This is a genomic window from Nocardia asiatica NBRC 100129, assembly GCF_000308415.1.
GTDB lineage: Bacteria > Actinomycetota > Actinomycetes > Mycobacteriales > Mycobacteriaceae > Nocardia > Nocardia asiatica.
Window position 1 is genome coordinate 1 of record NZ_BAFS01000079.1, and the last position, 23374, is coordinate 23374.

The 23374-nt window shown below is 70.0% G+C and carries 20 protein-coding genes and 2 pseudogenes; 14 read left to right on the forward strand and 8 right to left on the reverse strand.

The window, feature by feature from the left end; genetic code table 11:
- Nucleotides 1–118: 118 nt before the first annotated feature.
- From ON27_RS07830 to holA, 10 genes and pseudogenes are all read left to right on the forward strand, one after another.
- On the forward strand, nucleotides 119–997 hold the full coding sequence (locus ON27_RS07830) for a tetratricopeptide repeat protein (protein WP_051046324.1): 879 nt from the start codon (nucleotides 119–121) through the stop codon (nucleotides 995–997).
- 97 nt (nucleotides 998–1094) lie between these two features.
- Nucleotides 1095–1736, forward strand: a complete 642-nt coding sequence (nadD, locus tag ON27_RS07835) for a nicotinate-nucleotide adenylyltransferase (RefSeq protein WP_083887428.1) — start codon at nucleotides 1095–1097, stop codon at nucleotides 1734–1736.
- A 28-nt stretch (nucleotides 1737–1764) separates the two neighbouring features.
- The gene (gene rsfS / locus ON27_RS07840) at nucleotides 1765–2178 is read left to right on the forward strand and encodes a ribosome silencing factor (protein ID WP_043721730.1); all 414 of its coding nucleotides are present in this window, start codon (nucleotides 1765–1767) and stop codon (nucleotides 2176–2178) included.
- On the forward strand, nucleotides 2172–2834 hold the full coding sequence (locus ON27_RS07845) for a histidine phosphatase family protein (RefSeq protein ID WP_043721784.1): 663 nt from the start codon (nucleotides 2172–2174) through the stop codon (nucleotides 2832–2834). The genes rsfS and ON27_RS07845 overlap by 7 nt, the downstream gene beginning before the upstream one ends.
- A gap of 769 nt (nucleotides 2835–3603) precedes the next feature.
- A complete protein-coding gene (gene octT, locus ON27_RS45585; protein ID WP_051046326.1) occupies nucleotides 3604–4362 on the forward strand; it encodes a diglucosylglycerate octanoyltransferase in 759 nt (252 codons plus the stop codon).
- 3 nt (nucleotides 4363–4365) lie between these two features.
- A complete protein-coding gene (locus ON27_RS07855; RefSeq protein WP_043721733.1) occupies nucleotides 4366–5208 on the forward strand; it encodes a DegV family protein in 843 nt (280 codons plus the stop codon).
- A gap of 86 nt (nucleotides 5209–5294) precedes the next feature.
- Nucleotides 5295–5507, forward strand: a pseudogene (locus ON27_RS07860) (GNAT family N-acetyltransferase); the annotation flags it as partial.
- Between the two features lie 145 nt (nucleotides 5508–5652).
- On the forward strand, nucleotides 5653–6792 hold the full coding sequence (locus ON27_RS41145; protein WP_083887430.1) for a ComEA family DNA-binding protein: 1140 nt from the start codon (nucleotides 5653–5655) through the stop codon (nucleotides 6790–6792).
- Nucleotides 6793–7049: 257 nt separating this feature from the next.
- Complete coding sequence (locus ON27_RS40770) at nucleotides 7050–9764, forward strand: ComEC/Rec2 family competence protein (protein ID WP_245559854.1); 2715 nt, start codon at nucleotides 7050–7052, stop codon at nucleotides 9762–9764.
- A 181-nt stretch (nucleotides 9765–9945) separates the two neighbouring features.
- Nucleotides 9946–10917, forward strand: coding sequence for a DNA polymerase III subunit delta (holA, locus tag ON27_RS07875; RefSeq protein ID WP_043721737.1), 972 nt, complete (start codon nucleotides 9946–9948; stop codon nucleotides 10915–10917).
- 456 nt (nucleotides 10918–11373) lie between these two features.
- Here holA and ON27_RS07880 read toward each other — a convergent pair whose 3' ends face one another.
- Together ON27_RS07880 and ON27_RS07885 are read right to left on the reverse strand one after the other, a co-directional pair.
- Entirely contained in the window at nucleotides 11374–12006 is a 633-nt protein-coding gene (locus ON27_RS07880; RefSeq protein ID WP_043721740.1) for a maleylpyruvate isomerase family mycothiol-dependent enzyme, read from the reverse strand.
- Between the two features lie 73 nt (nucleotides 12007–12079).
- Nucleotides 12080–13150 carry an aldo/keto reductase gene (locus tag ON27_RS07885; RefSeq protein ID WP_043721744.1) on the reverse strand — a complete coding sequence of 357 codons (1071 nt, stop codon included), beginning with the start codon at nucleotides 13148–13150 and terminating at the stop codon, nucleotides 12080–12082.
- Between the two features lie 454 nt (nucleotides 13151–13604).
- Between ON27_RS07885 and ON27_RS07890 the strand changes: the two genes are divergently transcribed.
- The gene (locus ON27_RS07890) at nucleotides 13605–14417 is read left to right on the forward strand and encodes a helix-turn-helix domain-containing protein (RefSeq protein WP_043721748.1); all 813 of its coding nucleotides are present in this window, start codon (nucleotides 13605–13607) and stop codon (nucleotides 14415–14417) included.
- Here the strand turns inward: ON27_RS07890 and ON27_RS07895 are convergent, their stop codons facing one another.
- A complete protein-coding gene (locus ON27_RS07895; RefSeq protein WP_043721754.1) occupies nucleotides 14418–14669 on the reverse strand; it encodes a hypothetical protein in 252 nt (83 codons plus the stop codon). It abuts the gene before it with no gap.
- 148 nt (nucleotides 14670–14817) lie between these two features.
- Nucleotides 14818–15078: a 30S ribosomal protein S20 gene (gene rpsT / locus ON27_RS07900; RefSeq protein ID WP_043721756.1), complete on the reverse strand. Its 261-nt coding sequence runs from the start codon at nucleotides 15076–15078 to the stop codon at nucleotides 14818–14820.
- 291 nt (nucleotides 15079–15369) lie between these two features.
- Between rpsT and ON27_RS07905 the strand changes: the two genes are divergently transcribed.
- Nucleotides 15370–16158 (forward strand): aquaporin, encoded by a 789-nt coding sequence (locus tag ON27_RS07905; protein WP_043721759.1) that lies wholly within the window; start codon nucleotides 15370–15372, stop codon nucleotides 16156–16158.
- A gap of 173 nt (nucleotides 16159–16331) precedes the next feature.
- Here ON27_RS07905 and ON27_RS45360 read toward each other — a convergent pair whose 3' ends face one another.
- Together ON27_RS45360 and ON27_RS07915 are read right to left on the reverse strand one after the other, a co-directional pair.
- Nucleotides 16332–16742 carry a DUF5360 family protein gene (locus tag ON27_RS45360; protein WP_280410661.1) on the reverse strand — a complete coding sequence of 137 codons (411 nt, stop codon included), beginning with the start codon at nucleotides 16740–16742 and terminating at the stop codon, nucleotides 16332–16334.
- Nucleotides 16630–17184 carry a type II toxin-antitoxin system PemK/MazF family toxin gene (locus ON27_RS07915; protein ID WP_043721763.1) on the reverse strand — a complete coding sequence of 185 codons (555 nt, stop codon included), beginning with the start codon at nucleotides 17182–17184 and terminating at the stop codon, nucleotides 16630–16632. The genes ON27_RS45360 and ON27_RS07915 overlap by 113 nt, the downstream gene beginning before the upstream one ends.
- 743 nt (nucleotides 17185–17927) lie before the next feature.
- On the opposite strand from ON27_RS07915, the gene lepA reads away from it, so the two are divergent.
- On the forward strand, nucleotides 17928–19829 hold the full coding sequence (gene lepA / locus ON27_RS07920; protein WP_083887431.1) for a translation elongation factor 4: 1902 nt from the start codon (nucleotides 17928–17930) through the stop codon (nucleotides 19827–19829).
- A gap of 4 nt (nucleotides 19830–19833) precedes the next feature.
- Here the strand turns inward: lepA and ON27_RS07925 are convergent, their stop codons facing one another.
- Nucleotides 19834–21099 carry a sensor histidine kinase gene (locus tag ON27_RS07925; protein WP_043721770.1) on the reverse strand — a complete coding sequence of 422 codons (1266 nt, stop codon included), beginning with the start codon at nucleotides 21097–21099 and terminating at the stop codon, nucleotides 19834–19836.
- Nucleotides 21096–21788 (reverse strand): response regulator transcription factor, encoded by a 693-nt coding sequence (locus ON27_RS07930; protein ID WP_043721774.1) that lies wholly within the window; start codon nucleotides 21786–21788, stop codon nucleotides 21096–21098. The genes ON27_RS07925 and ON27_RS07930 overlap by 4 nt, the downstream gene beginning before the upstream one ends.
- Before the next feature lie 478 nt (nucleotides 21789–22266).
- Here ON27_RS07930 and ON27_RS07935 point away from each other — a divergent pair.
- Nucleotides 22267–23374 (forward strand): annotated as a pseudogene (locus tag ON27_RS07935) (hypothetical protein); the annotation flags it as partial.

Sequence of the window (23374 nt, forward strand, 5' to 3'; positions counted from 1 at the left end):
GGGCAGGACGGGGGCTCGCCGTGCCGGAAGCGATCCGGACGCCGGTTCGACGGCTGACGGCCGCGTGTTGCTTCGTGTCGGGAGTGGTCCGGTCGTTGATGAAGGGGCCGAGGACGGCATGTTGCCCCGTGTCGGCGGCGATCGGGTCGACGGTGCGGCCGCCGATGACTTCTCCGGCGACCGGGCGGCGGAGGTGCGCAGGTTGTCCGAATCGGGCGCTGCCCGGCTCGCCGACAGGCCCGAGGAGGCGGAGGCGTATCTGCGCGAAGCGCTGGCGCTCGGCACGCCGGTGCTGACCGGGGAGGAGGCCGCCCGGCTGGGCGCGCAGCTGGTCATCGCCGTCGCCGGTCAGCCGGACCGTGAGCTCGATCTGGCCGACGCGGCGGTGCGCGCCGCCGCACGATGGGAGGGGCTGTCCGAACCCGACGTGCTGCACCACACCGTGGTCGCCGCGCGCGCGTTCCACCGCGCCGAGCGCCACGGTGAGGCGGTCGCCTTGTTCGAGCAGGCGCTGGTCAGCGGGGCTCTCCCGTATCCGTCCGGGGAACTGGCGGCGGTGCGCGCGCAGTTCGGGCGATCCCTGCTCGCGCTGGACCGGCCCCGCGAGGCCGCGCACCAGTTCCTCGAAGGGGCCCGGCTGGTCGAGCGCGTCCCGGAGCGGACCGATCTGCACGCCGACCTCGCGTGGTCGGCCGCCACCGCGCTGGAGCGCTGCGGGCGGGACCAGGAGGCGGTGGCGGCCTACCACCGGGCGGCCGAGTTGTCGGCCCGGTTGGGCGAGGTGGCGGCGCGGGCGCGCTGCCTGCGGTCGGCCGCCTGGATCCAGGTGTCGGCCGGAGCCGATCCAGGACGCTGGCTTCCGTCGATGCGGGCGCTGACCACCGAACTGGAGGCACTGGCCGACCGGTCGGCAGAGGCGGCCGAAGAGCTCGCGCACACCCGCGACCAACTGGCCGGGATGCTGGCGATCGGCGGGGTGACGGACGCAGGCGCCTGAGCGCGGCGCCGGAGTGCGGGCGGGCGTCGCCAGTTCGGCGCCCGGCCCGCTCAACCGGCCCGTAGGGGCCGGACGCGACCCGTTAAGCTCGGCAGTCATGCACGAGAGAGGTCGGCGCGGCCGCAAGCTCGGGGTGATGGGCGGCACGTTCGACCCCATCCATCATGGGCACCTGGTCGCCGCCAGCGAGGTCGCCCACCGCTTCGACCTGGACGAAGTGGTCTTCGTCCCCACCGGACAGCCGTGGCAGAAATCGCACAAGCAGGTCAGCCCCGCCGAGGACCGGTATCTGATGACCGTCATCGCGACCGCGTCCAACCCCCGGTTCTCGGTGAGCCGCGCGGACATCGATCGGGGCAAGGTCACCTACACCGTCGACACCCTGCGCGAGATGCGATCGCAGTATCCCGGCGCCGAGCTGTACTTCATCACCGGTGCGGACGCATTGGCCAGCATCCTCACATGGCAGGATTGGGCGGAACTGTTCGAACTGGCGAAGTTCGTCGGGGTGAGCCGTCCGGGGTACGAGCTGAACATCGATCATCTCGAGGAGCATCTGCGGGATCTTCCGTCCGATGCGGTGACCATGATCGAGGTCCCGGCACTGGCGATCTCGTCGAGCGAATGCCGTCGCCGCGCCGCCGAGAACCGGCCGGTGTGGTACCTCGTCCCCGACGGCGTGGTGCAGTACATATCGAAGCGGCACCTGTATGTGCCCGGAGCAGCGGAAGGTAGCTGAGCGTGAGCGAGCACAGCGAGGTGCGGGGATGACCGCGTCGGTCGAGTCGGTGGAGATCGCGCAGGTGGCCGCGCGGGCCGCCGACGAGAAACTGGCATCCGACGTGGTGGTGCTCGACGTGTCCGAGCAACTGGTGATCACCGACTGCTTCGTGATCGCGTCCGCGCCCAACGAACGTCAGGTCAACGCCATCGTCGACAACGTGGAGGAGAAGCTGCGCGCGGCCGGGCACAAGCCGGTCCGGCGCGAGGGCACCCGCGAAGGCCGCTGGGCGCTGCTGGACTACGTCGACGTGGTCGTGCACATCCAGCACAACGACGAGCGCAATTTCTATGCGCTGGAACGGTTGTGGAAGGACTGCCCCGTCGTGCCGGTCGCAGGCATCACCGGGGCCGCGCCACAGCCGCGCGCCGCGGCGACGGAGGACGAGGCGCGATCGTGAGCAGACACGCCGGCGTGCGCACACTGATCCTGTTGCGCCACGGGCAAACCGAATGGAACGCCACCGACCGCATGCAAGGGCAGATCGACACCGATCTCACCGAACTCGGGCGCAGGCAGGCCAAAGAGGCCGCGCGCGAATTGGTTTCGCGCAACGCCATCGCTATCCACTCCTCGGACCTGCGCCGGGCCTTCGACACCGCGACGGCGCTGGCCGAGCACACCGGGCTCACCGTCGTCCCCGACGTCAGGTTGCGGGAGACCAATCTCGGTGACTGGGAGGGGCTGACCCACCTGGAGGTCGACGCCGACTATCCGGGCGCGCGCATGACTTGGCGGCTGAACGCCGACTACACTCCGCCCAACGGCGAGAGCAAACTCGAGGTCGGGGCTCGGTCGCTGCCGGTGGTGCAGGAGTTGCTGGTCGGGCGGCAGGACTGGCCCGGCCGGACTATCATCCTGGTGGCGCACGGCGGGCTGATCGCCGCCCTCACGGCCGCGCTGCTCGACCTGCCGCCGCAGAACTGGCCCATCCTCGGAGGACTGGCCAACACCAGCTGGGTGCAGCTCAGCAGTCACGGCCCGAGCATCGAACAGCCCGGCTGGCGTCTGGATGTGTGGAACGCAGCGGCGAAGGTAGCACCGGATGTCCTCTGAAGAGCCGATCAGATCGGTCCCGGACGAACTGTTCCGTAAGGTGTCGGCGAAAGCCGAGCGGCAGTTGCCGGACGCGTTGTTCGGCGGCCCGCCACCGGCCTCCCGCGAACCCGAGGCTACGCCCGAGGCGTCGTCGGCCGCGGAATCCGGCGGGCCATCCGAGCCCGCCGAGGAATCCGACGCGGAGGACGACGGATCCGCCGAGGTCGTCGCGATCGCCATCGGCGTGCAGCCGCAGGTTCACGTCGGCGGTGACGCCTCGCCCGTCGGCACCGCCAACGACGCTCCGGGAACGATCGCCGAGTCGCGAGCAGCGCTCGGCGAACAGGTTGCGCCGGATGCGGACGGGGCTGTGGCGGCGCTCGGAGCGTCGGTTGCGCCGATGGCTGATGGATCCTTGCAGGTGCTCGGCGGATCGGCTGGTTCGGCGGACGAATTCGGGGCCGCAGCGGTCGCCGCGGCGGCGGACGAATCCGCTGCCGACGCGCTTCGCACATCGCCCGAGCCGACCGATCCGGTGATCGAACTCGCTCGAGCCGAGTCGGCCTCTCCCGCTGCGGAGTCGGTCGTCGGCGTCGATCCGTCCGTGTCGGGCGGAGCCGAACTCGCTCCGGCCGAGTCCGCGTCTTCAGCTGCGGACTCGGCCGTCGATGTCGAGCCGTCCATCTCCGGGAGTGCCGAACTCGCTCGCGCCGAGTCGGCTCCCTCTGCGAAAGTCGGCATCGAAGACGACGACCCGGCCGAGCCCGGCGAAGTCGCTGGCATCGAGTTGCCCGCTTCCGCTGCGGAATCCGTAGCGCGCGACGAGCCCGCCGGGGAAGCCGTGCGCCCGGTGCTGCTGGTGATCGCCGACTCCCTGTCCTATTTCGGGCCCAAGGGCGGACTGCCCGCCGACCATCCCCGTATCTGGCCGAATCTCGTAGCGGCCGAACTCGATTGGGATGTCGAGTTGGTGGCCCGGATCGGCTGGACCTGCCGTGACGCCTACTGGGCGCTGATCGGGGATCCCCGGGTATGGGCGGCGGTGCCGCGCGCGGGGGCGGTGGTCTTCGCCGTCGGCGGCATGGACACGCTGCCTTCGCCGCTGCCCACCGCGCTGCGCGAACTGATCCGCTATGTGCGCCCGCCCGCCCTGCGCCGCGCCGTCCGCGCCACCTACAACTGGCTGCAGCCGAAGCTGTCGAAACTCGGCAGGCCCGTAGCCCTTCCGCCCAAGGTGAGCGTCGACTACCTGGAACAGTCGCGCACGGCGCTGACACAGTTGCGACCTGACCTGCCGTTCGTAGCGGTGCTGCCGTCGGTGCACGACTGCGCGGCCTACGGGCGCGTACATTCCGGGCGACCGCGCGCGGTCGAAGCACTCCGGGCCTGGTCGGGGCGGACCTCGGTGCCGCTGGTCGACCTGGGTGAGGCGGTGCGCGAGAACATCTTCTCCGGCGAGGCGAATCCGGACGGCATCCACTGGGGCTGGGATGGTCACACGGCGGTGGCCAACGCGATGGTCAAGACCCTGCAGGAGGTTCGGTAGTCCGTGGCAGTCGTGGTCGTCACCGATTCGTCCGCCGGTCTCCCTGCCGAATACCTCGAGGAACTGGATGTCGCCGTCGTCCCACTGCACGTCCTGGTCGGTGACCGGGCGATGCGGGAAGGCGTGGACCCCGTGGACATCGACTACGCCTCCGACACCGTGACCACCTCGGCCCCCTCACCCGGTGAGCTGCGCGAGGTCTACGAGCGGGCCTGGAAGCGCAGCGGCGGCGACGGCGTAGTCGCGGTGCATCTGTCTCGCCGACTGTCCGGAACGTGGGAGGCCGGCCGGCAGGCCGTGCGGGACATGGACGCCGCCGACCGGGTCCGCTTGGTCGACTCGCTGGGGGCCGGGCTGGCCACCGGGTTGCCGACATTGGCGGCCGCGCGGCGGGCGCAGGCCGGGGCGCCGCTGGAGGTCGTCTACGACGCGGCGGTCGCCGCCTCCGCGCGCGCCCGCACGTTCATCCTGGTCAATCGCACCGAACAGTTGCGTCGCGGTGGCCGGCTGTCGTCGGCGGCGACGTTCTTCGGCAGCGAGTTGGTCACCAAGCCGTTGCTGCACCTCGTCGAAGGGCGGCTGGAACTGCGCGAGAAGGTTCGCACGCGGTCCAAGGCGTACACGAAACTGGTCGCGGCGGCGGTCGACGCGGCCGGTGCGGACGGCGCGGCGGTGGCGGTGCAGCACCTCGGCGCCGAGGACGCCGCCCATTCGATCGCGGCTCAGCTGCGGGAACTCGTGCCCGGCATCAGGGAGCTCATCGTCGCCGAATTCGGGCCCGCGCTCGCGGTGCACCTCGGCTTGGGAGCGCTCGGCGTGCTCGTCGTCCCGGGTGGCTGCCACTGAACGCCGCCGAACCCGCACCGGCACAACAATCTTGGTGATTCGAATGCGACCGCGGCGCCGGACGCGCGGTTGGCTTCGTCCGCCCCGCGTGCCGCGGCTCGGGCGCCGCGGCGTTGCTGCTCGCCGCCGCCGAGGACGCGGCCCGCACGGCGGGACGTCCCCGGTTGATATTGCAGACCGGGCATCTGCAACCCGAAGCCGTTCGCTTCTACGAGCGCAGCGGCTATCACCGGATTCCGATCTTCTCGCCGTACGAGGTTCTGCCGTTGTCGAACTGCTTCGCCAAAGATCTCGGATGACGCCGGTGCTCCCGCACGGTGTGTTCGGCCGGGTGGCCGACTGATCGAGTAGGAGTTGTGCACAGGGCGGCGGTTGTCAACAGGTTCGTCGAATCGGCTGGTCGGACGGCGTTCTTCGACATCTGGCGGCACTACCGTCGCCGCCATGTCACGACAGGACGAACGCGAGCGGGTACAGCGGCGATTGGGTGAGCTGGCCACCCGGGTCGGCGCGAGCAGAACGGCCGGTGTGGGCACCCGCACGGCCGAATCGGAGGCGGCCTGGCGCGGACCGGGCGAGTGGCAGACGGCGCGTTCTCCGAGTGCCGAGGTCCAGCGGCAGGCTAGGGAGCCGGATGGGCAGAACGAAGACCGATCGGCACGCGGAAGCGGTTTCTCCGAAGGCGCTGGGCAGGTGGGTGAATCGCGGCCCGACGACAGTCCGGGTGGCGCGGGAAAGTGGGGGCTCGCGCGGCTGCCCGACGCCCCGGCCGCCGAGCCGGAGGACGAAGACGATGTCGGTCGCGTGCGCTCTCCCAGCTGGCTGGAGGAACCGAGTCGACGGCAACGTCTTGTGCCCGAACGGTTCCGGGGCATGCGAATCGATCCTGGCCGTCGCGGGGTGCGCACGCTCGCGCTCGTCGGGCTCGCCGCGATGGTGATCGCCGGGGTGATCGTGTTCCGCGAGCGCCCGATCGCGCATACGGTGCCGCCGTTTCCGGTCCGGCAAACCGCTGCCTTGGAAACCACCGGCGCGGCTGCGTCGGTCAGGGCGGTCGGCAGTGCTGGAAATTCGCCCGAACGCGGCACGCCCGGGCCGCCGCCGACCGAACTGGTCGTCAGCGTGGTCGGTTTGGTCCAGCGCACCGGCCTGGTCCGGCTGCCGGAGGGCTCGCGCGTCGCCGACGCTCTCGCCGCTGCGGGCGGCCCGAGCGAAGGCGCGGACACCAGCGGCTTGAATCTGGCGCAGCGATTGTCGGATGGCGACCAGGTGCTGGTCGGTCCGACCGTGCCGGGCGCCGGGGCCCCACCGCACGCCAGCAGCACGATCGGTGCGGGCGGGCGCGCACCGTCCGGGTCCGCCGCCGCCCCTGGTCGTCCGTCGAGCCCGCCGGGTCGGATCGACCTCAATACGGCCTCCGAAGCCGAACTCGACGCCCTTCCCGGTGTGGGGCCGGTCACCGCTCGCGCCATCGTCAGCTGGCGCACGAGCAACGGGCGCTTCGCCTCCGTGGAGCAACTCGGCGAGGTCGACGGCATCGGCCCGGCCCGCCTGGCCCGGTTGCGTGACCTGGTGCGGGTATGACCACGGGCGGCTCGGTCGAATTGGTTCGCCGGACCCTGAGGTTGCTCGCCGGATCCACGCTGCGAGGTGCAGGGGCTGTTCGAGGTCCGAGGGAAGACGGTGCCGAGCCGTTTCGGAGTCCGCGCGTGGGAGGTGCGCGGTATTTGCGAAGTTCGGATGTGGGCGGTGCGGAGCGCGTTGGTAGTTCGCGGGTGCGCGGTGCGGAGCGCGTTGGTAGTTCTCGGGTGGGCGGTGCCGGGCGCGTTGGTAGTTCGAGGGTGGGCGATACCGAGCGTGTTAGGAGTTCGCGGGCAGGCTCCGCGGCGGAGGAATCCGGTCCCGCGCAGGTGCTGGACGCTCGGCTGTTACCTGCCGCGTTGTGCTGCTGGGGCGCGACGATTGTCGCGCTGACGGCGGGGTGGCGAGCCGGACTACTGTTGGCGGCCTCGTTGACGATCGCGGCTATCGGGTTGTGGGTCTTGCTGTCGTGGGCGATCGCGCACCGTCGTGAACGTCGGCGAGCGGTGGCGGTGGTGGCGCTGGCGGCCGTTGTCCTCGGCGACGGGTTCGCGGCCGCGGCGGCATGGCGGGAACACCGAGTGGCGACGCATCCGCTGCGCGCGGCGGCAGGGCAGTCACTCCGTGTGGTGGTCACCCCGACGGATGATCCGAAACCACTGCGCTTCAAAGGTTTCGGAGCAGAGCGCCAGTGGGTGATCCGGGCAGACCTGCGAGAATACCGGCGCGGCGGGACGGTACCAGCCGGTGGCGCCGTGGTGGTCCTGGCCTCCGGACCGGAGTGGGCCGACCTGTCGCCGGGGCGGCCGGTCGAATTCCGTGCCCGGGTGAGTCGGCCTCGCCGACCCGATCTCACTGTCGTCACGCTCCACGCGCAGGGAGCGCCCGCCGTCGCCGGGGCGCTGCCTTGGTGGCAGCGTATCGCGGACTCCGTGCGCGCCGATTTCGCGGCGTCTGCGGCGCGGGCGCTTCCGCCCGCCTCCGCGGGCCTGTTGCCCGCACTCGTCGTCGGTGACACCTCCGCGCTGTCCGACCAGGTGCGCGACGACTTCGAGATCGCCGGATTGCAACACCTGACCGTGGTCAGCGGGGCGAATTTCACCATCCTCCTTTCCGTCGTGCTGTTCCTCGTGCGGCTGCTGACGCTCGGTCCCCGCGGCGCGGCGGTCGTCGCGGCAGCCGCGCTGCTCATGTTCGTCGTCGTCGCTCGGCCGGACCCGAGCGTGCTGCGCGCCGGTGCGATGGGCGCGATCACCCTGCTGGCCGTGCTCACCGGTCGCCACAAACAGGCGCTACCCGCGCTGTGCGCGGCGATCATCGCGCTGCTGGCCCTCTGGCCCGGCCTGGCGGTCGACGCGGGATTCGCGCTGTCGGTCCTCGCGACGGGCGGCCTGATCTTGCTGGCGCCGAGCTGGGCCGACTGGTTGCGCGCACGGGGCTGGTGGCGCGTGCCCGCGGAGATAGTCGCGGTCTCCGCGGGTGCCTTCGTGGTCACCATGCCGATCATGATCGCGCTCACCGGGCGGATCAGTCTGGTGGCGGTGCTCGCGAATGTGCTCGTCGCGCCGGTCGTCGCCCCGATCACCGTCATCGGAGCGAGTGGTGCGGTGCTGTCGTGCCTGTGGTCGCCGCTGGCCGACTTGGCTCTGCGCTGCGCGGCGCCTCCGCTGTGGTGGTTGCTGTGGGTGGCGGGGTACGGCGCCGCGGTGCCGGGCGCGACCGTCGGGGTGCCGGGTGGCCTCGCGGGTGGGCTGGTCGCGAGCGTCCTGGTTGCCGGCGCGATCGCGGCATTGCGTGTACGAGCCGTGCGGCGCATCGCCGCCGCGGTGGCGCTGGGTGTCGCGGCCGTGCTGGTCCCGGTGCGGCTCTGGCATCCGGGCTGGCCGCCGGACGGCTGGGTCCTCGCGGCGTGCGATGTGGGCCAAGGCGACGGCCTCGCCTTGGCGGTCGGCCCCGGCACCGCCGTGGTCATCGACGTGGGACCGGACCCGCGCCCGATGCGCACCTGCCTGGACCGGCTGCGTATCGCCCGGATTCCGCTGCTGATCCTCACCCATCCACACGCCGACCACATCGGGGGACTCACCGGCGCATTGCACGGTCGCGCGGTCGACGCGATAGCCGTCGGCATCCACGAGCTGGATGGGCTCGTGGCTCCGGTCCGGTCCGGACACGCTGGGCAGGCTGCCGATGCCGATGCCGATGCCGATGCCGATGCCGATGGCGGCTGCGGTCCAGTGCCTGCGGCGGATGCGCACGGGCACGCGGACGCTGGGAAGGGGCAGGCGCTGATCACTCATGCCGCTCCTCTGATTGATTCGCCGGGAGCGCTGGGGCAGTCGGCGGATAGCCGCATTCGTCTTGATCATTTCCCCGCCCAAACCGAAATAAGCTGCAGCCCAGCCGGATTAGAGAAGGGTCCGGCTGCAGGTGCCCCGAGCAACGCGCAGGTCCCGGATTCAGGACTGGCTCAGGTCGCGGCCGTCGCCGAGCGGGCGCGAGTGCCGTTGCTGGAATTGTCGGCCGGACAGGTGCTGGGTTTCGGCTCGGTCGAACTCGAGGTGCTCGCACCGTCCCGCAACGGGCCGCGGCCGCTCCGGGGAGCCGAAACCGAAGAGGCCAACGACCGTTCGATCGTCGTCACCGCCAACACGCCCGCGGGACGAATTCTGCTCACCGGTGACATCGAGGCCACAGGCCAGCGGGCACTCATGCGGGCCGGGATTCCCATCCAGGCCGACATCCTCAAACTGCCGCACCACGGGTCACGCACCACCACGAGAGAATTCCTGGACGCGGTGGGTCCTCGCCTGGTGCTGGTCAGTGTGGGGGCCGACAATACGTTCGGACACCCCCATCCCGCCGTGCTAGCGGAATTGTCCGCCCTCGGTGCGACGGTGGCCCGTACAGACCGCCGAGGCGATATCGCCGTCGTCGGTGGCGGGGCTGACCTGCACGTGACGAGTGCACGATGACCACGCCGTCGCGAGCCGCCTCCGCGAGCGCCTGCCGCTGGGCGGGTCGGAGATCCGCCGTGTGGTCGCGATGGGGTGTCGGTCGGGGACCGTAGGATCGGCCTGTGGACGAGCGCGATGAGTGGAGCAATCCGGCAGAGCCTTCGGGCACGACGCCCTCCGGCATCGAGGAGACGCTGTCGTGAGCGAGCGTCCCGCCCCGGTGCACTTGGTGCTGGGGGAGGAAGAACTACTGATCGAGCGGGCGCTGGCGGCGCTGACCGCGCAGGTGCGGGCCTTGGCGCCGGATCCGGACGCGGTGCCGGTCGACCGCTTGCGCGCGGGTGACGCGAGTACCGCGGAACTGGCCGAGTTGCTGAGTCCATCGCTGTTCGCCGAGGACCGGGTGATCATCCTCGAGTCGGCGGCCGAGGCGGGCAAGGACGCGGTGGCGGTGATCACCGAGGCGGTGCAGAGCCCGCCCGAAGGCGTGGTGCTGGTGGTTCTGCATTCCGGCGGCGGACGGGCCAAGACGCTCGTACCCGTCTTGCAGAAAGCCGGGGCCGTCACGCACGAGTGCGCCAAGCTGAGCAAGGCCGCCGAGCGCGTCGAGTTCGTGCGCGGTGAGTTCCGCACCGCCGGGGTGCGGGTGTCCGGCGAGGTCGTCCAGGTGGTGCTGGAGGCGGTGGGCTCGGATCTGCGTGAGCTGGCCGCGGCATGCGGGCAACTGGCCGCCGACACCGGCGGGAAGGTCGACGTGGCGGCCGTGCGCCGTTACTACTCGGGCAAGGCCGAGGTCTCCGGGTTCGACGTGGCCGAACTCGCGGTGGCGGGGGATCGCCCCGCAGCGATGGAGGCGCTGCGCTGGGCGAACGATCGTGGCGTGCCGCACGTCCTGCTCGCCGACGCGCTCGCCGACTCGGTGCACACCATCGCGCGCGTCGGCTCGGCCGGGCGCGGCGACCCGTTCAAGCTGGCCCAGCAGCTCGGCATGCCGCCGTGGAAGGTGAAGAAGGCGCAGGCCCAGGCCCGCAGCTGGACCCCGGCGACCATCGGCTCCGCCCTTCAGGTGGTCGCGACTCTCAACGCCGACGTCAAGGGCGGCGCCGCCGACGCCGGATACGCGCTGGAACACGCACTCACCCAGATCCTGGACCTGCACGGCGCGGGCTGATCAGGCCCGGTCCGGCTCGTCCGCCACGCACATGATCGGGGCCGCTGCGGCCTGGCCACCGGGAACCGCTCACGCAGCGGATGCCGCGTGGTGGATCGCGCCAGGTGGAGACATGTCTGGGGTGCCTGACCAGCCGCGCCACCCGGGAACCGCTCGCGCAGCGGATGCCGCATAGTCGACCGCGCTACGGGACAGGTCTGGCGGTGCCTGACCAGCCCCACTCCGCCTCCACCCGCAGCTCGATATCGGTCGGCCGCAAGGCTCCGGATGCGAGATCTGCGGGGCCGATGGCCAGTGAGAAGCCATCGGAGCGAGCGGAGTAACCCGGCCGAGCCGATCGCGCCACCGTGGGTCGGCGGCACTCCAGTCAAGCGGTCCCTTCGGGCAGATGCCACCGGATCGGGCTGGATGCCCTGACGCACAAAGCATTCAGCCCGGCTCGGTCCGAGCGTTGATCTACAGCGCCTCGGCGAGTCGTTCCACAGCTGTCCCGGTGACCCCCGCGAGCCCGGACGCCCGGCCGGTCGCCAGCAGCAACAGATCGCTCAGCGGCCCGTGGATCTCCTCCGGCCCGGAACCGGCCGCCCATTCCGCATCGGTGGCCACCACACGTACGCCGCGCAAACGCTTCTGGCTCCCGTAGAACGGGCTCCGCAATACGTGCTCCAGCGCGACCACGCCTTGCTCGGTGGGCACCACGCGCTGCCTGCCGAGCGGACGAGCGATGTCCTGACCGTGAATCATGGTGTCCACCAATGGGTCCAGCGGTCCGGCGCCTGGTGCTCGCCGAGTCCAACCGGCGCCTTCGCGCAGCTGCGCGATCAGCTCGGCGGGTGCGTAGCGGCGCGCGCGATCACGCGCCATCCGCTCGGTCATCCGGTTCCAGTTGCCGCGCGCCCGGACGACTCCGGCGAGCGTCGCCCCGAGCGTGACCCGATTGGACAGTGTGAGGTGGGCCAAGACGTCGTGCACGGTCCAGCCGGGACACAGCGAGTCGGCCGTCCATTCGTGGTCGTCCAAGTCGTCGAGGAAGTCGGTGACGCCGTGACGTTCGGCGCGGGTCCACATCATGATCTCGTCCAGGTCCATCGTCACCCTCCGCGGTCGGTGCTGTCCCCGATACGGACGACGCGATGAGCCGGAATTCATCGGAGTTCGGCGATCAGGCGCGCCCCTCGATCTTCAAGTCGCCGAAGGTGACGGTCTGGGTCATCGGGCGGGCCAGGAACTCGTGCGGGAAGCCGAGGTCCACCGCGCTGGCCTGCTCGAGCCGGGCGAGCTGGCCGGCGTCGAACTCCACCTCCAGCGCGCCGAGGTTGTCCTCCAACTGTGCCGCGGTGCGTGCGCCGATGATCGGTGCGGTGATCGCGGGGTCGCGCAGCGTCCAGCCCAAGGCGACCTGCGAGGGAGACCGTCCGATCTCGGTGGCGACCTGCTTCACCACCTCGGCGATGGCCAGACCGCGTTCGGTGAGCGAGCCGTTGGCGGCGGCAACGTTCTTGCGGCTGCCCTCGGGTGAGCCTTCCGCTTCGTGGGCGAGATCGGCGTGGCTGTACTTGCCGGTGAGCACGCCGCTGGCCAGCGGAGACCACGGGACCACGCCGAGGCCCAGTTCGCGCGCCATCGGGACGAGGTCGCGCTCGACGGTCCGCTCGATCAAGCTGTACTCGATCTGCAGCGCGATCAGCGGTGACCAGCCGCGCAGGTCGGCGATGGTCTGCATCCTCGCGACCTGCCAGGCCGGGGCGTCGGAGATACCGACGTAGAGCACCTTGCCCGAGCGCACCAAATCGTCCATCGCGCGCAGGATCTCCTCGACCGGCGTCAGGAAATCCCAGGCGTGCAAGTAGAGCAGGTCGATGTAGTCGGTGTTCAGCCTGCGCAAGCTGGCCTCCACCGAGCCGACCATGCTCTTGCGGTGATTGCCACCGGAATTCGGGTCGCCTGGTCGGCGCAGCATGGTGTATTTGGTGGCCAGCACCAAGCTTTCGCGGTTGTCCGCGCTGAATTCGCCGAGCAGTTGCTCAGAGGTGCCGTTGGTGTACTGACTGGCCGTGTCGATGAAGTTGCCACCCCGCTCGACGTAGGTGTCGAAGATCTTGCGGGCTTCGTCCCGGTCGGCGCCCCAGCCCCAATCGGCGCCGAAGGTCATGGTTCCCAGCGACAGTGGAGACACCCGAAGGCCCGAGCGGCCGAGCAGCCGATAGGTGTCGAGGGTGCGAGCTCCGGACATGTCCAGCTCCTTGTGTTTCGCGATGCCGTGTTGTCGAGCCCCAGTCTTCAGCGGCGCGCGAGCCCCAGTAAGGGAAGCTTCTTCCTGGGAAAGCCAGTCCTAGGCAGCCGTAGGATCGATGACGATGACTGGCACGGTGGATTCAACACAGCGCCGCGAGCTCAGGCCCGGAGGCGGCAGCGCGCGTGACCACGCAGGGCCCGGGAGCGGTGCAGATACAACTCAGCGCCGCGAGCTCAGGCCCGGAGGCGGCAGCGCGCGTGACCACGCAGGGCCCGGGAGCGGTGCAGATACAACTCAGCGCCGCGAGCTCAGGCCCGGAGGCGGCAGCGCGCGTGACCACGCAGGGCCCGGGAGCGGTGCAGATACAACTCAGCGCCGCGAGCTCAGGCCCGGAGGAGGTAGCGCGCGTGACCACGCAGGGCCTGGGAGCGGTGCGGAGCGAGCGCAGGAGATGGGCGCGTTCCTCCGGGCCCGGCGGGAGCGGCTGACGCCGGACGATCTGGGGTTGCCGCACCGTCGGCAGAACCGCCGGACGCCTGGGCTGCGCCGGGAAGAGGTCGCCGAGCTGGCCGGCGTGAGCACCGATTACATCGTGCGGTTGGAGCAGGGACGTGGCCTCCGGCCGTCGGTGGAGGTCTTGCACGCGCTGGCACGGGCGCTGCGCCTGAACGACGACGAGCGCGCCTATCTGTTCGACCTGGCCCGTCAGCGGCAGCCCGCCAGCGGCAAGCCGAGCACGGTGCCCGCGCCCGCGCTGGCGATGCTGGTGTGCGATCTTTCGCCGCTGCCCGCGATGCTGGTGAACCACCGCTACGACATCCTGGCCTGGAATCGGGAGATGGCGGCGTTGATCACCGACTTCGGCGCCCTGCCGCAGCGGCAGCGCAACTCCATGTGGTTGTGCCTGCTGGACCCGGGCATGCGGGATTTCTATGTCGAGCGTGAACGCATCATCCGGGAGGGCATCGCGGATCTGCGCGCGGCTTGGGCCGCGCACCCGGAGGACCGGGCACTGGCCGACCTGATCGCCGAGTTCACCGCAGGTAGCGCCGAGTTCGAGCGGGCTTGGGCCCGGCACGACGTGCGGGTGCAGGGGCGGGGGAACAAACCGTTGCGGCACCCGGTGGTGGGTCCGCTGGTCGTCAGCTACGAGGTACTGATGCCCGTGCAGGACCCCGACCAGCGGATCGTCATCTACCGCGCCGCGGAGGCGGACTCCCAAGCGGCACTCGACCGGCTCGTCGCCGGTCTGGATGCCTCTTGATCAGGCCTGCTCCGGGGAACTGAGAACCAGTTCGCCGTCCTCGTCCGCGTCCTCGTAGCGGCCTTCCCACTCCTCGTAGGCGGGCACGTCCTCGTCTCGCGTGACGATCCACTCCAACGAGTAACCGCCGTCGTCGTCGGGAACCAGCACATTCTCGATCTTCAGTCCGAATCCGAGCACCTCGGCCGCGCGGATCACGTCCGGCAGATCCTCGGCGCGAACGACCGTCTGATTGGCATACACGGTTACCATGCGCCGAATGGTAGCTGGAACCTCTGACACGGCGCGGGACGAATGCCCAAACGTCGAAGGGTGTCGGGCACGACAAAAGCCGCCATGGTCATCGTGGCCACGGCGGCTGCGTCACAGCGGGCGGTACCGACGCTCGGTACCGGGTGGATCAGAGCTTGTTCAGGGCCAGCGCCAGCGCGGACTTCTTGTTGGCGGCCTGGTTGGCGTGGATGACGCCCTTCGAGGCAGCCTTGTCCAGCTTGCGGCTGGCGAACTGCAGGCGCTCGGCAGCGGCGGCCTTGTCGCCCGCGGCCGCGGCCTCGCGGAAGCTGCGGATGGCGGTGCGCAGCGCGGACTTGACCGACTGGTTGCGCTTGCGCGCCTCCTCGTTGGTGCGGATCCGCTTCAGCTGGGACTTGATGTTGGCCACGCCTGTTCCTCGTGTTCCTGTCTGGTGGGTCTGTCCTGGGAAAGTTCGCCGGGCGCGCGACACACCCGGAGTGAACGGGTAACGCAGCGCCGAAGATCGAGGGTACCAGCCGCCGTCCGGCGCACGAAATCGACACCGGACCTGCGGCGGCGCGATTCAGCCCCGATGTCGTTGTAGAGATCACCCGACTCGCGTAGCGTCTCGAAGCGACCGTCGCTGTCGAGCGGCTCTGTTGTCCGAGCGGTACCACGACCAGTCCGAGCACATGTCTGGAACGCGGAAGGTGGACAGATGTCTCCTACGGCCCAGGAAGTCGTCGAAGAGGCTGTCGAGAACAAACCGATTCCCGAGAGCAAGAAGTGGGGCGCCGAGGCGCTGGGCACTTTCGTCCTGGTGATCGGCGGCGTCGGCACCGCGGTGCTGGCGGGGGAGAAGGTCGGTCCGCTGGGCGTCGCGCTGGGCTTCGGTCTGTCGCTGATGTTCCTCGTGTACTCGATCGGGCCGATCTCGGGCTGCCACGTCAACCCGGCGGTGACCGTGGGGCATCTGCTGCTCGGCCGGCTCAGCGGCGTGTCCGCGGCGGGATACGTGATCGCGCAGCTGATCGGCGGACTGCTCGCCGGTCTGGTCCTGTTCGCGCTGGCCAAGAACTTGCCGTCGTACGACCGGTCGGTCGACGGGCTCGGCGCGAACGGGTGGGGCAAGCACAGTCCGGCGGCGATCCGCGGGCCGCTGGGCGAGGTGGTGGTGCAGAACGGGTTCGGGATGGCCGCGATGATCATCGTCGAGGTGATGCTGACCGCGCTGCTGGTCTTCGTGGTGCTGTCCTCGACCGACCAGATCTCCGACGTGCCGCTGGCCGGCCTGTCGATCGGCGTGACGCTGGCGGTGATTCACCTGGTGTCGATTCCGGTGGACAACACCTCGGTCAACCCGGCCCGCAGTCTCGCCGTGGCGCCCTACCAGGACGGGGCGATGGGGCAGGTCTGGGCGTTCATCGTGTTCCCTCTGATCGGCGGCGCGCTCGGCGCGTTGCTGTACGGCCTGCTGTTCGGCCGCTCCCGCGAAATGATCTCCTGACCGGCGTTCCTGCCTCGTGCGATCGGGTTGAGCCGGGGCTGCACCGGAACGTGCCCGAGGTCAGCCCGCCGTCCGCTCCTGGGGGCTGGCGCACACCAAGGTGACCAGCGCGGGGATGGGGAACAGCAGCAAAAACAGGTTGGGCACCCACCACAGCGGACTGAAATCGCCGGTTACGTCCAGAACGTGATGGCCTGCAACCCGGCCACGCTGGTCAACGTCAGCGAGACGGTCATCAGGGTGCGCCAGCCGGTCGTGCGGCACAGGGCGGCCAAGCCGGTGGCGCTCGCGGCCAGGTCCAGCACGACGAACGAGTAGTTCCAGTCGCTGAGGACCGGGTCGGTGTAATCCTTGTAGGCCATGTCCGGCGGGATCACCTGGGCGAACGCGATCGCCCAGTAGAGCGGGAACTGACGTCGGTGACCAGCATGGCGATCTTGGTCGGTCCGAGCACACGGGACATCGTCACCCTCAGTGCCAGGCGTATTCGGCGCAGAGCCGGTGGGCGACCAGGTCGAAGGTCTTGCGTGGCAGGATCGCGCCCTCCCTGCGGATGCCCGCCTCGGGCACGTCGAGCACGCGATCGAGCCGCACCCAGCTCGGGCGGCCGTCGTGGTCCCACGCCCCACTGCCGATGCCGATCCAATTGCGGTCGTAGGCGCGCTCCGGATTCGACGACAGCATCAGGCCGAGCAGCGTGCGGCGGTCACGTCCGACCACCAGCACGGGCCGGTCCTTGCCGTTGCTCGGGTCCTCTTCGAACGGCACCCAGGTCCAGACGATCTCCCCGGGGTCCGCGCGCCCGTCCAGTTGCGGCGAGTAGACGATCTGCCGGGCCCGCTCGGCGGTGGGGACCGGAATCGACGCGGCGGGCCGCACCGAGACCCCGCCGGGCGCGCGCCGCTGAGCCAGCGACCCCATCAGGCGGTCGACCAGTCTCGGCCCCTGCTGCCTGACGATCTTGGGACCCTGCTGCTGAGCAATGAGACCGATCTGCTTGCCGAGGGAGTTCCAACTTCGGGCCATCCCTGGAGAATAACGTCGCCCCCGCCGCATATCACCCGCCCGTGATCCGTTGTGTCGCCAGGGGGCGTGCACGCTCCGAGCAGGGCATGAAGTCAGATCAACGCGCCCATCCTGGCCTGAGCAGACAAATCCCATGGGGAAGATGAACAGCGCGTCGATGCCAGGGGCGAAGATCGCCGAGACCAGCTCGGGTGCGACCAGCGCGAGCGGTGCGTCTCCGACGGCGTTGTCCGTATCGACTTCCTGGGTGCGAGTCTTACGAGCCCCGTTCGCGGCCCGTCTCGCGTCTGATCGATCGAAGTGCATGCGCCACTGTCGCGAGTCTCGCCCGCTAGGAGGCGGGCCTCTGGGCGCCGCGGATCAACGTGCACTCGGTTACCCGGCCTATTTCCCCGGCCATCCCCGGACGGCGTGGCCCACTCGAGTTCGTGCCACGCCGCCGGTAAACGACGATCCCGCCGCTCGCCCACTCCGCCAGCCCGCCGGGTGCGAGTCTTACGAGCCCCGTTCGCGGCCCGTCTCGCGTCCGAGTGACCGAAGTGCATGCGCCGTAGGCGCGAGTCTCGGTCGCTCGGGCGCGAGACTTCTCGGGGCCGCGAACACGCAGCGCCGTAGGCGCTGCAAAACCAACACAGCGCATGCGCCGTAGGCGCGAGTCTCGGTCGCTCGGTCGCGAGACTTCTCGGGGCCGCGAACACGCAGCGCCGCAGGCGCTGCAAAAACCAACAGAGCATCATGGGACGATGGACGGCAGTTTGCCGATACCCATGAGGAGTGGAGTGCCCGCCAGCTTCGCCGACACGACGTTCACCGATCCTGCCCGGATCCGGAACTTCTGCATCATCGCGCACATCGACCACGGCAAGTCGACGCTGGCCGACCGGATGCTGCAACTGACCGGTGTGGTCGAGGAGCGGCAGATGCGTGCCCAGTATCTGGACCGGATGGATATCGAGCGTGAACGCGGCATCACCATCAAGGCCCAGAACGTGCGGCTGCCCTGGACGCCGCGGACCGGGGAGCACGCGGGTACCGATTTCGTGCTGCACCTGATCGATACGCCCGGTCACGTCGACTTCACCTATGAGGTGTCCCGCGCGCTGGAGGCGTGTGAGGGCGCGATCCTGCTGGTCGACGCCGCGCAGGGTATCGAGGCGCAGACGCTGGCCAACCTGTACCTGGCGCTGGACAAGGATCTGACGATCATCCCGGTGCTGAACAAGATCGACCTGCCTGCCGCCGACCCGGAGCGCTACGCCGCCGAGCTGGCGCACATCGTCGGCTGCGAGCCCTCGGACGTGCTGCGTGTCTCCGGCAAGACCGGCGAGGGTGTGCCGGATCTGCTGGACCAGGTGATCGCCCAGGTGCCGCCGCCGGTCGGGGACGCCGACGCGCCGGCCCGCGCGATGATCTTCGACTCGGTCTACGACACCTATCGCGGCGTGGTCACCTATGTGCGCGTGGTGGACGGCAAACTGACCCCGCGCGAGAAGATCAAGATGATGTCCACCGGCGCGACGCACGAGCTGCTGGAGATCGGCATCGTGTCCCCGGAGCCGAAACCGACCGGGGGTCTCGGCGTCGGCGAGGTCGGCTACCTGATCACGGGCGTGAAGGACGTGCGTCAGTCCAAGGTCGGTGACACGGTGACCGGCGCGCGCGGCGGCGCGACGGAGCCGCTGACCGGATATCGCGAGCCCCGTCCGATGGTGTACTCCGGCCTGTATCCGGTGGATGGATCGGATTACCCCGACCTGCGTGACGCGTTGGACAAATTGCAGCTCAACGACGCGGCACTGACCTACGAGCCGGAGACCTCGGTGGCGCTGGGTTTCGGTTTCCGCTGCGGCTTCCTCGGCCTGCTGCACATGGAGATCACGCGCGAGCGCTTGCAGCGCGAGTTCGACCTGGACCTGATCTCGACGGCGCCGAACGTGGTGTACCGGGTGGAGATGGAGGACGGCGCCGAGCACGTGGTCACCAATCCCTCGTACTGGCCGGAGGGCAAGGTCCGCAAAGTTTTCGAGCCGGTGGTCAAGTGCACCATCATCTCGCCGAGCGAGTTCATCGGCTCGATCATGGAGCTGTGCCAGTCCCGCCGCGGCGAGCTCGGCGGCATGGACTATCTCTCCGAGACCCGCGTGGAGCTGCGGTACACCATGCCGATGGCGGAGATCATCTTCGACTTCTTCGACTCGTTGAAGTCGCGCACCCGCGGCTACGCGAGCCTGGACTACGAGGAGTCGGGTGAGCAGGAGTCGCAGCTGGTGAAGGTGGACATCCTGTTGCAGGGCGAGGCGGTGGACGCGTTCAGCGCGATCGTGCACCGCGACGCCGCGCAGGCCTACGGCCACAAGATGACCACCAAGCTGCGCGAGTTGATCCCGCGCCAGCAGTTCGAGGTGCCGATCCAGGCGGCGATCGGCTCGAAGATCATCGCCCGGGAGAACATTCGCGCCATCCGCAAGGACGTGCTGGCCAAGTGCTACGGCGGTGACATCAGCCGCAAGCGCAAGCTGCTGGAGAAGCAGAAGGAAGGCAAGAAGCGGATGAAGACGATCGGCCGCGTCGACGTCCCGCAGGAAGCCTTCGTGGCGGCGCTGTCCTCCGACGCGGCCTCGGACAAGCCGAAGGACAAGAAGTAGGCGGCTAGCCCGTCGCGCGCAGTCGCACGCGCAGGCGGGCGCCCCCGAGCGGACTGTCGTCGAATTCGGCCGTGCCGGAATGCAATTCGGCCTGCTGGCGGACCAAGGCCAGGCCGAGGCCGGAGCCGGGCGAGCCGGGGCCCTTCACGAAACGGTCGAAGGCGTCGGCGCGTAGCGCCTCGGGCATGCCGCGGCCGTCGTCGTCGACGACGATCTCCACCCGGTCCGCCGGGCCGGATCGGGCGCTCACCACGACGGTTTCGGCGGCACCGTGCTGCACGGCGTTGGCGACGGCATTGGTGACGATGAGCATGACGCCGCCGGGCAGGCCGGTCATGGTGACCGGGGCGCATTCGGCGAGTTCCACCCGGACCTCGGGGTGCCTGCGCCGGGCGTCGTGCACCGCCCGGTCGAGGGTGTCGCAGAGGTCGAACGGTTCGAAGACGTCCGGTCCGGTGAGTTCGCCGACCGCCAGGCGTTCCAGGTCGGTGAGCGTGTTCTCGATCTGCTGCTCGGCGAAGAGCACTTCGGCCAGGATCGCCCCGCGTTGGCGCGCCGGGATCTCCTTGGTGGCCAGCACCTGGAGATCGGTGCGCAGGGCGGTGAGCGGTGTGCGCAGTTCGTGCGCGCAGACCGTGGCGAAGTCGCGAGCGCCGGTCAGCGCGCGGTTGGTGGCGCGGTGGGCGGCCTCCAGCCGGGCCAGCATGCGGGTGATCGCGTCGGAGAGTTCCTCGGCTTCCCGCGCGCCGCGGCCGGACAGCGGCGGCAGTTGCTCCAGGGTGTCGATGCTGTGCGTGGCGTCGGCCAGCCGCCGCAGCGGTCGTGCGGCGAATCCGGCCAGGAACCAGCCGAGCAGCGCGGCCAGCAGCGCGCCCGCGACGCCGATGGCGAGACCGATGCGCTGGCTGCGATGGATGGCCGCCTCCACGACGTCGCGATCGGGATCGAGCGCGACCAGCACGCCGGGCAGCCCGTCCACCCGGGCGACCGCCGCGTCGCCAGGGGGCCCCGGGTGAGGCGCGTCGGCCGCGTCCGCGGGCGCCTGCTCGGGGGACAGTGTGGCGGCCGACGGCGGAACGGGTTGTCCGGGAGCGGCTCTCAGTGGCGGCGCGACGCGCACCGCCATCGAGGAGACGGTCTCGTCCAGCTGGCGTTCGCCGGTTGCCCCGAGCAGGGCGGTGAAGGTGACCGTCAGGGTGAGCGCGACGAGCGCCGCGACCACTCCCGACACCACGGCCACCCGGGTGCGCAGCGACGGTGACCCGCTCATTGTTCCTCCCGCAGGACGAAGCCGACGCCGCGCACGGTGTGGATGACCCTGGGCGCGCCGTCCGCCTCCAGCTTGCGCCGCAGGTAGGAGACGAACACGTCGACGACATTGGTGTCGGTGGGGAAGTCGTATCCCCAGACGGCGGACAGGATCTGCTCGCGGCCGAGCACGATCCCGGTGTGCTCGGCGAGCAGGGCGAGCACCTCGAATTCGCGCTTGGTCAGCTCCACCGGTCTGCCCGCGGCCAGTACCCGGTGCCCGGCCGGGTCGATGCGCACCTGGCCGACCGTGCGCACCTCCTCGGGTCGCCGCACCGGCTTCTGGCTGCGCCGCAGCAGCGCGTTCAGCCGCGCGACCAGTTCGCCGAGATCGAACGGCTTGGTCAGGTAGTCGTCGGCGCCGCGTTCCAGGCAGGCGATCCGGTCGCTGACGGCGGTGCGCGCGCTGAGCACGCAGATGGGGATGTCGTTGCCCATCGCGCGCAGCGCGGTGACCACGCCGACGCCGTCGAGTTCGGGCAGGTTGACATCGAGCACCATCGCGTCGGGTGTGGCGGTGCGCACCATGCTCAGCGCGGCCGCGCCGTCAGCCGCGGTGACGACCTCGAAATCGGAGAGTTCCAGTCCGCGCCGCAGCGACGCGAGGAGGCGAACCTCGTCGTCCACGACCAGGATTCGTTGTGCGGCCATGGCGTCAATCTAATCCCACAGTCTGGGAAAATCGGCGGGTGCGAGCGTCGGCCGGGCGGGTGCGCCCCGCGCTCCCGGTCTTCCGGTCGATGCGCCCACGGTGTGGTCTCCTCCGCGTCGTCGCTGCCGAACGGGTGGTTCGCTGAATTCGACACCAGGGCGCGGATCTTCAGCACTCCTCTGGCAACTCTTAGAGTTCTATTAGTTTTCTCTCGCGAGTTCGCCGCCGCGATCACGACGTTTTCGATCGGGCCTGGTAGCGCCACCTATTCGGGCCGCCGCGCGGTCCGGCAGGCCATCGAAAATGGGGCTTCCGATCCGGTAATTCAGATGGCAGGGTTGTGGTGCTCACCACAGTCGTATTCTCTCCAGTCCTGGAGAATGTGACAGGGGAGTATTCCCGAAATACTGTTGGGTGATCTTCACTTGTCGGACCGGCGTGGGTGAGGATGCTGGAGAACCGAGAGTGGAGCCTTCTATGACGCGTGATCTGCCCTTCGACGAAGACACCGAAGGGGCCGAGCGCGCCGGCGACACCGCATACCGTGTCGCCACCGGTGTCGCGCGGGTCGCGCGGGCGGGCGCGTACGTCACCGGCGGGGCACTGGTGGCCGCCAACGGTGGCGGCGTTCCGGCGCAGCCCGGCGAGTCCCGCCTCGACAGCCGGCAGACCGGCTGGGCGCACAGCACCGATCCCGATCCCGACCAGCCGAGTCCGGTGATCACCTTTCCGGATCAGATCGTCGAGCCGGCGCCGATTTCCTCGCACGGCTCGAACATCCCGGTCGCGCACGGGAACCCGGCGCCCGGCGCGCTTCCCACGCCCGGGTTCACTCTGCCCGGCGCCGGTGTCGGGCCCGCCGGATCACTGCCCGCGTTCGGGGACGAATACAGCGGCACCGACGCCGGTTTCCCGCTGCCCACCTTGCCCAATGGCGACGCCGGCCACGGAATGCAGCTGCCCGGATACTCCGGCGGCGGCGTCCCCGGATTGGGCGGCATCCCCGGCACGGACGGCGATTCGGCAAAGGGACTGACCATCCCCGGGACCGAAGGCAACGTGTCCGGTGGTCTTCCGCTGCCCGGCGCCCGGCCGGAGTCGGCGAACGAGTTCGACGCGCCCGGTGGGCACGGGTTCGGCCTGCCGGGCCACGGGCTCGGCCAAGCCGGGCACGGTTTCGGCCTGCCCGGCGCGAACGGCTTCGTCGCGCCCGGCTCCACCGTCTTCGACCTGCCCGGCAACAGTGCACTCAACGCGGCGCAGGCGGCGGGCAACCCGTTCGACGGCGTCGGTCAGGACGCCGGTCACGGCGGTGATCTCGGCCTGTTCGTCGGCACGCAGTGGTCGGTCGACTTCGGGATCGGCCCGAACGGGATCTACTTCACCTCCGAGATGCAGGTCGACGTCGCCGCCGGGCACGTCGGCGACCAGCTCGACCAGTACACGGACTGGCTGGCCGACGGCATCCACGTGCCGGACGGCACGGACCACGCGGTCACCGAGCCGCATGCGCCGGGCCACGGCCATCCCGGTCTGCTCGGCGGGCTCACGGCACCGGGCACGTCCGGGACGCAGGCTTCCGGCG